Genomic DNA, 12,769 nt, shown 5'->3' with positions numbered 1-12,769 from the left:
CTGCGTGAATCGCATCCGGCCGCGCGGCCAACTCCACCGCCCGGCAGTGTGAGATCAACCCAACCCGATGAATCCACGGAGGAATCATGATCTCGCTCATCATGCGCTACGGGCGCTACGCGATCAGCACGATGGCCGCCGCTGCCTTCACGAGCGGCTGACATCGGACACGGGAACCGTCACTGACTGAACCCGAGCGGGTGGCCGGTGTCCCACCGGCCACCCGCGCCAACCGGAGGGAGGCCGAGGCACGTGTTCGGGACCATGGTCCGGCAGCTCCAGTACGGCACGCAGATGCTGCGCGGCGGGCGGCTGAACGTGCGCGGCCTGCAAGGCACCGTCGCCGATCTGCGGGCGACGATCGAGGAATTCGGCGAGCCCGGCGAGGAAGCCGCCGTGATGCTGCCCGGCGGCACGGAACCGGATCCGGAGATCCAGCGGACGATGGCCGAGCGCCGACTGAAGCTGACGGTACGGCATGCCGCGGCCCACGTTCCGTACTACCGCCGCCTCTTCGCCGAACTGGGCCTGAGCCACGGTGACATCTCCCTCGACACCCTCGCGCTCCTGCCGCCGACACCCAAATCGGCGCTGCGCGCCGCGTCGGCGGCCTTCGTCTCCGAGCGCTCGGAGCCGGTCCTGCTGGCCCAGACGACCGGCACGACCGGCACGCCGACGAGTGTGTGGTTCTCGCAGTACGAACTCGAACTCGCCGCCGCACTGTCGGCCATGTCGTTCCTGATGGGCTCCGCCCTGCGCAGCAGACACATCGTGCTCAGCACGATCAGCTCGCGGGCGACCCTGGCCAAACTCAACGTCCAGCGCGCCCTGGCGATGGTCGGCGCCGGATTCGTCGCCATGGGGACGGTGGACCCCCGGATCATCATCGACCGGCTCGCCACCCCGATGCGGCTCCCGGGCAAGGAACCCCAGGTCACCCACCTCATAGTGACCGCATCCGCGCTCGGTGGCCTCGTCCAGACCGCGGAACGCGACGGCTGGGACCCCGCCGACTTCGGTCTGCGGCAGATCCTCGTCGGGGGAGAGGTGCTCAGCGATCCGCTGCGCCATCGCGCCGAGGAGGTGTTCGGCGCGCAGGTCATCGACACGTACTCGATGACCGAGACGATGCCGACCGCCGGGCTGGCCTGCGAGGAAGGGCACCTGCACCTCTCGGCCGAGCAGGCCCACATCGAAGTGCTCGACCCGGTCACCCGCGCCCCGGCCGGCCCCGGCGAGGCGGGCACGCTGGTCGTCACGCCGTACAGGCAGTACCGCGACACGACGCTCCTGCTGCGCTACGACACGGGCGACCTCGTCCGACGCCTGCCGGGCACCGAGCCACCCACCTGTTCGCTGCGCGGCATGCCCGCCACCTCGCGGATCCTCGGGCGGCACAGCAGCGGCCCCGCGGAGCTGAACCCGCGTGCCGTCCTCGACCGTCTCCAGGCCGAACGGGAGCTTCCGCTGCCCACGCGGTACGCGCTGTCCGCATGCTCGGACGGCGGCCCCCGGCTGTACGTGGTCGCGGACCGCCCGTCCGCGGCGCTGCTGGCCAGGGTCGAGGAACGGTTCAGCGATCTTCCTGTGAGCGGTGTGGTCCTGGTGGAGGATCGGGACGAACTCCCCGAACCCTGCCGTGTCAGAGCGGATCTGATCGAGCACAGCTTCGAACTGCCCTCCCCGCGTCGCCGGCCGGTACGGAGTGCCCCATGAGCAAGCTCGCCCAGGCCCTGACCCTGCTTGTCTCGCTGGCGACGATCGTCGCTCTCGCCGCGCTGTACCTACGACATGTCCGCATGCCGCGCCCACCCGTGGGCCGTTTCGTCGGCTCGGACATCGCGGTGATGACCGCCACCCTGGTCTCGATGCCCTTCCTCTATCTGCATCTGCCGCGGGCCCTGGTGACGTGCGCGTTCGGGGCGGTCTTTCTGGGCGCGTGTTCCCTGGCCCTCGCCCCCGTCATGGGCGGGCGGCGCAGCGCGGCCGTGACATTCGCCCTCGGTGGGTTCATCCTCGCCGCGCATCTGGCGGGATGGGTGCCCGCGCGGATCGCCGGGGGCGATCTGCTGCTTGCCCTCGCGGTGATCGGGGTCAGCAATCTGTGGGCTCAGACCGGTATGACTGCCGGGCAGGTCGCGGTGCTGGCCGGTCTTCTCGCTCCGTACGACCTGCTGGCCACCGGGTTGACGTCGGTCACCGAACGCCTCGTGCACCACTTCTCGGGCATGCCGCTGGGACCGATGCTCGCCGTCAACGACGGCACCTCACCGATCGGGGCGGGCCTCGGCGACTGCCTGATGCTGGCGCTCTGGCCACTCGTCGCCGCCAAGACCTTCGGGCGGGCGGCCGGCTGGTGCGGGGCGATCGTCGGACTGTGTGTGGTGTCCGTGGTGCTCGCGGGCGCTGTCACAGGCCGGGTTCACGGCGGTGTACCGCTCCTGACGGGGCTGGGGCCGTGCATCGTCGCGCAGTACGCCTACTGGCGTGCTCGCCGCGGCCCCGAGCGCCGCACGGTCGAGTGGCGCGGCAGCGTAGTGGATCCGCCCACCGACCCCTTCCGGGGGCAGGATGTGGCCGCCGCCCTGGCGATCGCCGACCAGCACTCCGACGCGGGATGGCTGGCCGTGGCCGACGGCCGAGTTGTAGGCCGGGCCCCTTCCCCCGGCGGCGCACGCCGCGCGGCCCGCGAGGCGGGGCACGCCGCCGTGCCGGTGGTCGTCGCCGTGCGGCCACCGGGGGCAGGGGCGGGGTGAGCGGCTTCATCCATCGGGCCATGAGTACTCCGAGGGGGACGAGGAGCTGGTACCGGCGAGGTGATGCGGGCTATCGAGGGGCGCCGCTGCGCGGAGGCAGCGGAGAATTCACGCGTCGGGTCTTGCCGGTCGTGTCAGTCTGTGGGCGTGGCGAAGATCGAGACAGTAGACGCGCTGACGGCCGGATGCCGGGGCGCAGGCGGGGATCTCTACGCCTATCGGGTGCGAGGAACCGCCCGCAGCGCGGTAGTCCTATGGAGTGGCGGCGTCGGTGGCGAACCCGATCGGGTGCTGGCGTTGCCAGTCGCTGGACGTTCGCACGTGCCGGTGCTCGTGACTGTTCGCCAGGCGCGGGTGTACGTGAGCCGCCGGGGACGGAGGCTGGTCACCCCTGAGGCCGACACGTTGGAGCTCGCCCGTGTTCAGCACTGGCTGGAGGACCCGATACGCCGAGAGGTCCCGCCGGGCGCAGTGCTGGACGCATGGAACTTCATCGAGGATCTGGCCCGCGGCCTGGACGCGGCCCACCGGCTGCCCCAGCAGGGAGCGGTGCACAACGGCGCCTACGAGAAGCTGTTCGCGGGGGAGTGCGCCGCGTGGACTCCCGGCGAACGAGGTGCGGTACGGGAGCTGATCGCGGCCGGGGTGGAACTGTGGAATTCCTGCCCCGTGATCGTAAAACCCCGCACAGGCGTTTTCGTGGACGGCGGACGGACCGGCGTCGTTTCCGCGAAGGCCCACAGGTAGGGGTTGCGCGCACCGCGGTGGGTGACCAGGGGGCTACGCATGGTCGGCCGCCGCACCAGGGAGGGGGTATTTTGCCCGCCATGCGGTTGCTAGGGCGGAAAGGGCTGGTTTGTACGACGTCTACGCGTCTCACGCGGGCGCCGTGCGGCCATGCCGGGGCCTGTAGCCTGGATTCGCGGGCAGAAGTGCCCATGCGACCAGAAACCCGCACGGGGGTACGGGGCGCGCGGGCTGTCAGACCCGGGAGGCCCGTGGGCCGCATCCCCCCACTCGACCGGGCTGGGCGCCGACGGTGCCTGACCGGGTATCGTGCGAGGTCACTGATATATGGGCCGCCGTGTGGCCGAGACCGGGGAACGGGGGAAGGGCGTGGATGTTCCACCTGGCGTGGGCGGGTCCCCCGTCGCGTCGGCACGTGGCGCGGTCCTGCACATCAATCCGTTGCCTGACAGTTCTGGGCTGAGGGCGATCGGGGAGATCAGTATGGACACACGGACCGTTTGGCAGCAGGCGCTCAGGCAGCTGGCCGAGCGGCGCACCGATGTGCTGCATGTGGATCTTTCCCAGGTGAAGTTCGTGGATGTGGCCGGAGTGACGGACTTGGCGGTCACCGCCCAGGGCCTTCCCGAGGGGCGGCGGATGGTGCTCCACCGGCCTCCGTCGCAGCTGCCGCGTATTCTTGAGCTGTTCTGGCCCGGACTTGACGTGATTGAGGTGGCTGCGTAGTGAGCACAGTCACCCCGTACGAGCCGTTCGTTCACCCGGCGCTCTTCTACCGCGGTGCGGACCAGTACATCGCCGGAACGGTTCCCTTCCTGCGCGAAGGGCTGGACGCCGGTGAGCCCGCGGCCGTCGCCGCGCCCCCGGACCGGCTGGAGCTGATCCGCGAGGGCCTGGGCGAGCGGGCGTCGGCCGTCCACTTCATCGACATGACCCAGGCCGGCCGCAACCCCGGCCGCATCATCCCCAGCGTGCTGCGCAAGTTCGCCGACGCCCAGACGGGGGCCCGCCGGGTCCGGATCATCGGTGAGCCGATCTGGCGGGGACGCTCCTCCGTCGAGTACCCGGCGTGCGTCCAGCACGAGGCGCTGATCAACACCGCTTTCACCGGGCGCGCGGTGACCATCCTGTGCCCCTACGACGCCGATCAGCTGGAGAAGCAGGCCCTCAGCGACGCCCTGGCGACCCATCCGGTCGTCATAGACGCGGACGGCGAGACGGTGTCCGCCGCCTACAGCCCCGAGCAGATCATCGCCCGCTACAACGAGCCCCTGCACTCCCCGCCCGGCGCCGCGGCATACGCTTTCGGCGCCCGGACCCTGCCCGACGCCCGTGACTTCGCCGTGTCCCAGGCGCGGTCCCTCGGCGCGTCCGGCGTGAGCCTGGGCGACGTGGAACTCGCGGTGGCGGAACTGACCACCAACAGCGTCGTCCACGGCGCCGGCTGGGGGACACTGCGGATCTGGTCCGAGAGCGGCCGGATCGTCTGCGAGGTCCACGACGGCGGACAGCTGACCGATCCCCTGGCTGGCCGCCGCCCGCCGCACCCCACCCAGCCCGGTGGCCGTGGACTGCTGCTGATCCACCAACTCGCCGACCTCGTACGGGTCCACACCGGCCCCGACGGAACCACCTTCCGCTGCTACCTCCCCGCCTGACCGCGACCGGCCGCCCGGTCGGCTCCGCGCTGCCGGCAAGCCGACCGGGGCCGCACGCATGGGGGACACCTCATCGGCGCGCGGGCATGAGCGCGGGATGCACGGGCATGAGTGCGGCATGAAGGGGTAGACGCTGCGACATCGGCCGTTCGTGCAGGCCGTAGCGGTTGGCTCGACCTTTGGGAGGGACAGTATGGCGCTCATGGGCATTCCGGCAGTGGACACGCGGCCGAGCGAACTGCCGGAGGTCGCCGAGCCCTCCCGAATGGCACCCAGGGACGCACGCGAGCTCTCCAGGCTGTTCTTCGAGCGGCTCGCGGTCCTGGAGGAGGGGACGCCCGAGTACAGCTACGCCCGCGGCACGCTGATCGAGATGAACATGTCCCTGGTCCGCTACGCGGCCGGCCGGTTCCGCAGCCGCGGCGCGGAGGAGATGGAGGACATCGTCCAGGTCGGCATGGTCGGTCTGATCAAGGCGATCGACCGGTTCGAGCTGACGCGCGAGGTGGAGTTCACCTCCTTCGCGATCCCCTACATCGTGGGCGAGATGAAGCGGTTCTTCCGCGACACTTCCTGGGCCGTCCACGTGCCGCGCCGCTTGCAGGAAGCCCGCGTCCATCTCGCCGGCGCCACCGAGGAGCTCCGCAGCCGTCTGGGCCGTACGCCCACCGTGAGGGAACTTTCGGAGCTGATGAGCCTGCCCGAGGAAGAGGTGCGGGAGGCCCGTCTGGCCGCCAACGGCTACAACTCCGCTTCTCTGGACGCCGCGATCGGGGGCAGCGAGGACGGCGAGAGCGTCCTCCAGGACTTCATCGGCGCCGAAGACCAGGCGCTGGAGCTGGTGGAGGACTTCCACACCCTCGCTCCGCTGATCGCCGAACTCGACGAGCGGGACCGGCAGATCATTCACATGCGGTTCGTGGAGGAGCTCACCCAGGCCCAGATCGGCGAACATCTGGGTGTGTCCCAGATGCACGTCTCCCGGCTTCTGTCGCGCACACTCGCCCGTTTGCGGGACGGCATGCTGACCCAGCGTTGAGCCCCGCGCCGTCGGTGAGGACCCGGTGGACTCCGCTGCCGCCGAGGCGGACGACAGCCGGCAACCGGCGTCCACGACACGGGGCCGTGTGGGGGCGGCAGGCGGGATGTGGAGGATGGGCAGGCACATGGGCTACTGAGCGGCGTCTGAGAGACTGTTGGGTATGGATATCGTTCGCAGAAACAATGTCAGGGTCACCGGCAACCCGCAGGGGCGGACGGTGGTGCTGGCTCATGGGTTCGGCTGCGATCAGAACATGTGGCGGCTGACCGTGCCCGCCCTGGCCGAGGAGTACCGGGTGGTTCTCTTCGACTACGTGGGTTCGGGCGGTTCGGACGCGTCCGCGTTCTCGGAGGAGCATTACGCCTCACTGTCCGGTTACGCGCAGGACGTGGTGGAGGTGTGCGAGGCCCTGGATCTGCGCGATGCCGTGTTCGTCGGGCACTCGGTCAGCGCGATGATCGGTGTGCTGGCGGCCGGCAGGGCTCCGGAGCGGATCGGGGCACACATCATGGTCGCCCCCTCCCCCCGGTACATAGACGACGACGGCTACCGCGGCGGCTTCAGCGCAGACGACATCGACGAGCTGCTGGAGTCCCTGGACTCCAACTACCTGGGCTGGTCGGCGGCCATGGCGCCGGTGATCATGGGGAACGCCGACCGGCCCGAACTCGGCGAGGAACTGAAGAACAGCTTCTGCGCGACGGACCCGGAGATGGCGCGTGTCTTCGCCCGGACCACGTTCCTCTCGGATTCGCGGGACGACCTGAAGGGCGTACAGGCCCCGACGCTGGTGTTGGAGTGCACCGAGGACGTGATCGCCCCCCGGGAGGTGGGTGCCTTCGTCCACGCGGCCATCCCCGGCTCGACGCTGGTCACACTGGACGCGACGGGGCACTGTCCGCATCTCTCCGCGCCCGAGGCCACCAACGAAGCCATCCGGAGTTTCCTGGCGGACCTGCGGTGATGTGCCGCACCGGGCACCACCCCGACCCGCACGAGGCCGACGACGAGAAGACCTCCAGCGCGGCGTTCGCCGCACTGCTGGAGGACAGTGCGGAGGAGCTCTACGAGAGCGCGCCGTGCGGGTATCTGTCCACGCTGATGGACGGCACCATCGCGAAAATCAACACCACGCTGCTGAACTGGCTCCGCCTGGAACGTAAGGCGGTGGTGGGCCGGATGCGGTTCACCGACCTGCTGACCGTGGGCGGCAAGCTCTACCACGAGACGCACTTCGCGCCCTTGCTGCGGATGCAGGGCGAGATCAACGGCATCGCCCTGGAGCTCAAACAGACCAGTGGCGGCCGGCTGCCGGTGCTGGTCTCCTCCTCGGTCAAGCACGGCACCACCGGCGAACCCCTGCTGATCCGCACCACCGTCTTCGACGCCCGGGACCGCCGCGCCTACGAAAAGGAACTCCTGCGCAGCCGGCAGGCGGCCGAGGAAGCGCGCAAACAGGCGGAGGCCGACCGGGCCCGGCTGCAGGACGCCCTCGCCGTGCTCCAGCAGTCACTGCTGCCCGCCACCCTGCCGGTGGTACCGGGGATGGAGACGGCCGCCTACTACCACATCGCCTCCTCGGACCGGCTCGGCGGCGACTTCTACGACGTCTTCCCCCTGGACGGCAAACGCTTCGGGTTCTTCCTCGGCGACGTGTGCGGCAAAGGGCCCCAGGCGGCTGCGGTCACCTCACTGACCCGCTACACCCTGCGCGCCGCCGCGCTGCACGACCCCGATCCCGTCTCCGCCCTGACCACCCTCAACAAAGTGCTCCACGAGCGGTACTCCGGTGGCAGCGGTGACCCGCGCTACTGCACCGCGGTCTTCGGCACCCTGGAGCCGGACCCCTGCACCGGGCAGGTCGCCGTCCACCTGGCGTCGGGCGGCCATCCGCCGGCCATAGTGGTGCGTGCCGACGGCAGCGCCGACTTCCTGCCCACCCCCGGCGGCCTCCTCGTCGGCATCCTTCCCAGCGCGCGATTCACCGCCGCGCGGACGGTCCTCGCCCCCGGCGACAAGCTCGTGCTCTACACCGACGGCATAACCGAAGCGCGTACCGGCGAGGACCGCACCAGCCTGTACGGGGACGAGGCCCTGCTCGCCTTCGCCGCGGACCACGCCTGCGAGCCCCCGTCCGCCGTGATCGAGGCTCTGACCGGGCTGCTGCACAGCTTCGGTGACGGCCTCGACGACGACACCGCCCTGCTCGCCCTCGGCGTCACCGCCCGGACCCCTGGAAACAGCAGCCGATGAGTCCACTCAAGATCACCACTCGAGATGCCGCCACCGGTCCCGTTCTGGAAATTCTCGGCGGACTCGACTACGACAGCACCGGCCAACTGCGCCGACTGATCCCCACTCTCGCCCTGCGTCCGGGACAACGCCTCATCCTGGACCTGGGCGGCATGGAGTTCTGCGACTCCAGCGGCATCACCGCCCTGATCGCCGCGTACAACCACGCGCGGGCCGCCCAAGCGGACATGGCACTCGCGGCCGTACCCGAACGTGTCCTGCGCACGCTGCGCATCGTCGGCCTCGACCAGATCTTCCCCATCGAGCCCGACAGCGGCGCCGCCGACCCTTCCTGAGTACGACAACGCAGCGGCATCCTCCGCGCGTTGGGGCCGGTGACGGTCACGGGGCGGCGTCGTTCCCCCGGTCGCTCGTGAGCCACGCGTCGATGACGGTGGTGAGTTCGTCCTGTCCGGTGAAGGTGTGTCCGTTCATGCCATGGGCTCGCGCCGCGCGGACGTTGTCCTCCCGGTCGTCGACGAAGAGGAAGTGGGCGGGGGCGGCGTTGAGGGCGGCGGTGCAGTGGTGGAACGCGGCCGGGTCCGGCTTGGCCGCGTGGATCTTTCCGGAGAAGGCCACGTGGTCTAGGTGGTGCAGCCAGGGCTGGGCGGCGAGAAACGCGTCGGCGTGATCGGCGGGGATGTTGGACAGCAGGGCGACCTCGGCGCGGCCTCGCAGGGACCGTACGTAGGCGACCATGCGGTCATCGACGCGGGACCAGCTGTCGATGTCGGTGAGCCGTAGTTCCTCGATCGTGTCGCCACAGGCTGGCCGGGACAGTGCCCGCAGGACACGCGTCCAGTACACCGTTGCGGAGTGCCGGCCGGCGTCGTAGGGCGGGCGGTGGGCCCAGTAGGCCGTGGTGTAGGCGTCGACGGGGGCGTGGCACAGAGCCGCCATCTTCTCCTGCGCGCCCGGGCGTTGGTGGCGGGCGATGACCCCGAAGAGGTCGAAGAGCAGGATGCGGCGGTCGGTGGACATGTTGGTGGTCCTTCACGCGTCGGTTGTCCGGTTCACGGACGGCGGGGCAGGGCGAGGGCGAGCGAGTCGAGTGCGGCCAGGGCGTCCGGGCCGGTGGGGACGAGGACGACGCCGGTCGCGCCGGCCGCGTGGCGGGAGGCGATCGCCGTACGGGCCAGGTCGGGGGTGCCGACGATGCTCAGCTCGCGGACCCAGGCGGCGGGCATGGTCTGGGCGAAGTCCCGGCCGTCACGGCAGGCGGCGCGGTGTGCGCGCAGTGCCGCGGCGAACGGCAGGGGGTCGATGTGCGCGGCCCAGTCCGCCTCGCCGATCGGTTCCAGAGCGGGTCGGACGCGGGCGAGGGCCGCTTCTTCGTCGTCGTCGACGGCCGCGGCGTCGTAGGTGATGATCTCGGGGCGCTCGGGGATGACGGTGGCGCGGAGGTGGTGCAGGGAGGTGGTGATGTAGGCGGGGGCCGCGGGCTCGGCCAGGAGGAGTCCGTCGGCGGCCTCGCCCGCGGCTGCCTGCGATCTGGGGCCGCGGACGCCGAGAACGACCGGTGGAACGGCCTCGGGGTTGGCTGGGGTCTCGGTGATGACGACGCCTTCGCAGCGTACGTAGCGGCCGTTCGCGGGGCCGGGTTCGCCCCGCAGGAGCAGACGGAGCGCGGTGGCGTACTCCTTGATCAGGGTCAGGGGGCTGGCGGGGCGGGATCCGGCCTGACGCATCCAGTGGGGCATGCCGTGGCCGATGCCGGCGATGAGCCGCCCGGGGTGGAGCTGGGCGAGGGTGGCCAGTTCCATCGCGGTGAAGCACACGTTGCGGGCGCCGGCGGGCAGGATGCCGATCCCGACCGTGATGCGGGTGGTGGCGGCCAGGACGGAGGCGGCCTGCGCGATGCCGCCGCGCCAGCCGAGGTCTTCCACCACCCACACCTGGTCGAAGCCCAGTTCCTCGGCCTGGCGGGCGTAGGCGAACATCTGGTGGGCGGGCAGGTCGCGAGGGAGCATCACGCCGACCTGTCCGTCGGGGGAGAGGGTTTCTTCCTGAGTCATCACGGGCTCCGAGCGATGGGTGCTGGGTGCTGGGTGGTCGTTTGCGGCGGGGAGGGGGTGCCTGTGCGGCACGCGTCAGGACGTGCCGCACAGGCGGTCAGTGGCTGCTGCGCGCGCTCTCGCGGGCGCTGGGGGTTGTGGCGGTACGCAGGATCCCGGCGGCCCCGCAGGCGGTCAGGCACAGCAGAGTCAGCAGAACGAAGGCGTGGTTCAGGGCGACGCGTTGGGTCAGCCAGCCGATGACGGCGGGACCGGCGAGCATGCCGACGTAGCCGAGGCCGGCGACGCGGGACACGTTGGCGCCGGCCGCCTCGGGGTCGGCGTGCCCGGCCGCGCTGAACAGCTGCGGGACACAGCCCGACAGGCCCAGGCCGAACAGCGCCCAGCCCGCGAAGGCGGCCCATATCCACGGCGCGAGCACCACGAGCGTGATGCCCGCGGCGGCCGTGGCCGAGCCGTAGCGCAGGATCGCCATGGACCCGAACCGGGCGACGAGGCGGTCGGTCAGCAGCCGGCCGATGGTCATGGCCGCCGCGAAGACGCCGTAGGCGAAGGCGGCCGTTCCGGCCGGAGCGCCCAGGACATCCTTCAGGTGCAGGGTGCTCCAGTCGTTGGCCGCGCCTTCGCACAACATGATCATCAGTGCCAGGACGGCGAGGAGCCAGACGCGCCCCGTGGCGCCGCCGCTTTCGGCGGCCGGTGACACTTCCGCCCCCTGTGCAGAGCCGCCACGCTCAGAGGTGGGTGTGACCGGCAGCAGGGCGCGTGCCGAGGCCAGGGCGATCGCGATGCCCGCGGCTCCCACGGCGGCCATGCCCACGGCCAGGTTCAGTCCGGCGCCCGCGGCGCCCGCCCCGACGAGCGCGGCGAGGACGCCACCGACGGAGAACGTGGCGTGGAAGCCCGACATGACGGGGCGACCGTATGCCTTCTCCACGTGCACGGCATGGGCGTTCATGCTCACGTCCAGAAGGCCGTTGCAGAAACCGAAGATCAGCAGGGCGCCCGCCAGCGTCCATGGATCCCGGGCCAGACCTGGCAGAGTCAGGGTGGCGCCGCACAGCACCCCGCCGGCGGGCACCACCACGCGGGCACCGAGGCGGTCGGTCAGCAGCCCGGCCATCTGCATCCCGGTGAAGGCCCCGACGCCCAGCAGCACCAGCAGGCCGCCCAGCGTCGCGTGACTGATGCCCGCCTGTTCCTCGATGGCCGGAATGTGCACCACCCAGGCGCCCATCAACGTGCCGCACATGACGAAGTAGACATAGGTCGCCCTGCGGGCGGCTCGGAGTGAACGTTCCATGCCGCCCACCGTAACGAACATTCCTGATGTTCGAAAGATCGCTGTACGAACACTTTGCTTGTTCGGTTTGGCGTGGTGTTCAATCGCCGTATGAGCAACGCAGACCGGCACGGACTGATCGCGAAGGCCGTCAGGGACTCGGGTGCCGCGACGGTCCAAGACCTCGCCGAGCTGACCGGCGCCTCGGAGATGACCATCCGGCGCGACCTCGACACCCTGGCCGCGCAGGGCGTCCTCGAACGCGTCCGCGGCGGGGCACGCACCCTGCTGCTCCGGGGCGAGGAACCGCCTTTCGCGCTGCGCACCCGCGAGGCGGTCGACGCCAAGCGACGGATCGCCGCCGGGATCTGCGCGCTCATCGCCGACGGCGAGAGCGTCGTGCTGGACAGCGGCACGACCTGCCTGGAGGTCGCCCGCCTCCTGCGCGAGCGCCCCGTCACCGTGATGCCCCTGTCCCTCCAGGCCATCCACCTGCTCGGCGAGACACCCGGCCGGGCCACACTGGTCGTGCCCGGCGGGCAGCCCCGCGCCGCCGAAGGAGCCCTCACCGGCCCCCTCACCCTCGCCTCCCTGGCGGCCCTGCGCTTCGACACCGCCGTCATCGGCTGCTGCGGTCTGACCGCCGCCGACGGGCTGACCGCCTACGACCTCGACGACGCAGCGGTGAAGAAGGCGTGCATCGCCTCCGCCCGCCGCACCCTCGTCGCCTCCGACGGCAGCAAACTGGGCCACACCGCGTACGCGTACGTCGGCCGCTCCGCCCTCCTGCACACCCTCGTCACCGACACCGACGCGCCCGCCGACGAAGTCACCGCTCTCGAAGGCGCCGGCACCGTCGTCCAGACCGTGTGACGACCCTTGTGGTCGCACGGTGTTGAGGTAGGCCTCGCGGCGTGCGCGTGGCCGGCAACATGTCCGTCGAGGCCGTAAACCTGTGGACAGCCCCGCGGTTCTGG

The 12,769-nt window shown here is 70.7% G+C and carries 13 protein-coding genes; 10 read left to right on the top strand and 3 right to left on the bottom strand.

The genetic code is table 11. The features are described 5' to 3' along the window. Positions 1 to 252: 252 nt before the first annotated feature. From ACZ5ID_RS17470 to ACZ5ID_RS17430, 9 genes are all read left to right on the top strand, one after another. Positions 253 to 1,716, top strand: a complete 1,464-nt coding sequence (locus ACZ5ID_RS17470; RefSeq protein ID WP_468898325.1) for a phenylacetate--CoA ligase family protein — start codon at positions 253 to 255, stop codon at positions 1,714 to 1,716. Continuing rightward, positions 1,713 to 2,756, top strand: coding sequence for a hypothetical protein (locus tag ACZ5ID_RS17465; protein ID WP_468898323.1), 1,044 nt, complete (start codon positions 1,713 to 1,715; stop codon positions 2,754 to 2,756). The genes ACZ5ID_RS17470 and ACZ5ID_RS17465 overlap by 4 nt, the downstream gene beginning before the upstream one ends. Before the next feature lie 147 nt (positions 2,757 to 2,903). After that, positions 2,904 to 3,503, top strand: a complete 600-nt coding sequence (locus ACZ5ID_RS17460) for a hypothetical protein (protein ID WP_468898321.1) — start codon at positions 2,904 to 2,906, stop codon at positions 3,501 to 3,503. A gap of 387 nt (positions 3,504 to 3,890) precedes the next feature. Further along, complete coding sequence (locus tag ACZ5ID_RS17455; protein WP_468898712.1) at positions 3,891 to 4,229, top strand: STAS domain-containing protein; 339 nt, start codon at positions 3,891 to 3,893, stop codon at positions 4,227 to 4,229. Continuing rightward, positions 4,229 to 5,161, top strand: coding sequence for an anti-sigma factor RsbA family regulatory protein (locus tag ACZ5ID_RS17450; protein ID WP_468898318.1), 933 nt, complete (start codon positions 4,229 to 4,231; stop codon positions 5,159 to 5,161). The genes ACZ5ID_RS17455 and ACZ5ID_RS17450 overlap by 1 nt, the downstream gene beginning before the upstream one ends. 202 nt (positions 5,162 to 5,363) lie before the next feature. Beyond that, complete coding sequence (locus tag ACZ5ID_RS17445) at positions 5,364 to 6,200, top strand: RNA polymerase sigma factor SigF (RefSeq protein WP_468898315.1); 837 nt, start codon at positions 5,364 to 5,366, stop codon at positions 6,198 to 6,200. Between the two features lie 163 nt (positions 6,201 to 6,363). Beyond that, positions 6,364 to 7,167 carry an alpha/beta fold hydrolase gene (locus ACZ5ID_RS17440; RefSeq protein ID WP_468898312.1) on the top strand — a complete coding sequence of 268 codons (804 nt, stop codon included), beginning with the start codon at positions 6,364 to 6,366 and terminating at the stop codon, positions 7,165 to 7,167. Next, positions 7,167 to 8,456 (top strand): PP2C family protein-serine/threonine phosphatase, encoded by a 1,290-nt coding sequence (locus ACZ5ID_RS17435; protein ID WP_468898309.1) that lies wholly within the window; start codon positions 7,167 to 7,169, stop codon positions 8,454 to 8,456. The genes ACZ5ID_RS17440 and ACZ5ID_RS17435 overlap by 1 nt, the downstream gene beginning before the upstream one ends. Further along, a complete protein-coding gene (locus ACZ5ID_RS17430) occupies positions 8,453 to 8,791 on the top strand; it encodes an STAS domain-containing protein (protein ID WP_468898306.1) in 339 nt (112 codons plus the stop codon). The genes ACZ5ID_RS17435 and ACZ5ID_RS17430 overlap by 4 nt, the downstream gene beginning before the upstream one ends. 46 nt (positions 8,792 to 8,837) lie before the next feature. Here the strand turns inward: ACZ5ID_RS17430 and ACZ5ID_RS17425 are convergent, their stop codons facing one another. From ACZ5ID_RS17425 to ACZ5ID_RS17415, 3 genes are all read right to left on the bottom strand, one after another. After that, on the bottom strand, positions 8,838 to 9,476 hold the full coding sequence (locus tag ACZ5ID_RS17425; RefSeq protein ID WP_468898304.1) for an HAD family hydrolase: 639 nt from the start codon (positions 9,474 to 9,476) through the stop codon (positions 8,838 to 8,840). A 32-nt stretch (positions 9,477 to 9,508) separates the two neighbouring features. Further along, complete coding sequence (locus tag ACZ5ID_RS17420; RefSeq protein WP_468898301.1) at positions 9,509 to 10,510, bottom strand: LLM class flavin-dependent oxidoreductase; 1,002 nt, start codon at positions 10,508 to 10,510, stop codon at positions 9,509 to 9,511. 97 nt (positions 10,511 to 10,607) lie between these two features. Then, positions 10,608 to 11,813 (bottom strand): MFS transporter, encoded by a 1,206-nt coding sequence (locus ACZ5ID_RS17415; protein WP_468898298.1) that lies wholly within the window; start codon positions 11,811 to 11,813, stop codon positions 10,608 to 10,610. 90 nt (positions 11,814 to 11,903) lie between these two features. On the opposite strand from ACZ5ID_RS17415, the gene ACZ5ID_RS17410 reads away from it, so the two are divergent. Further along, positions 11,904 to 12,665 (top strand): DeoR/GlpR family DNA-binding transcription regulator, encoded by a 762-nt coding sequence (locus tag ACZ5ID_RS17410; RefSeq protein ID WP_468898296.1) that lies wholly within the window; start codon positions 11,904 to 11,906, stop codon positions 12,663 to 12,665. The last annotated feature ends 104 nt before the right edge of the window (positions 12,666 to 12,769 follow it).

The sequence above is a fragment of the Streptomyces sp. NPDC031670 genome (assembly GCF_055580545.1).
Note: the sequence above shows the minus strand (reverse complement) of the source record. Positions and strands in the feature narration are given on the sequence as shown.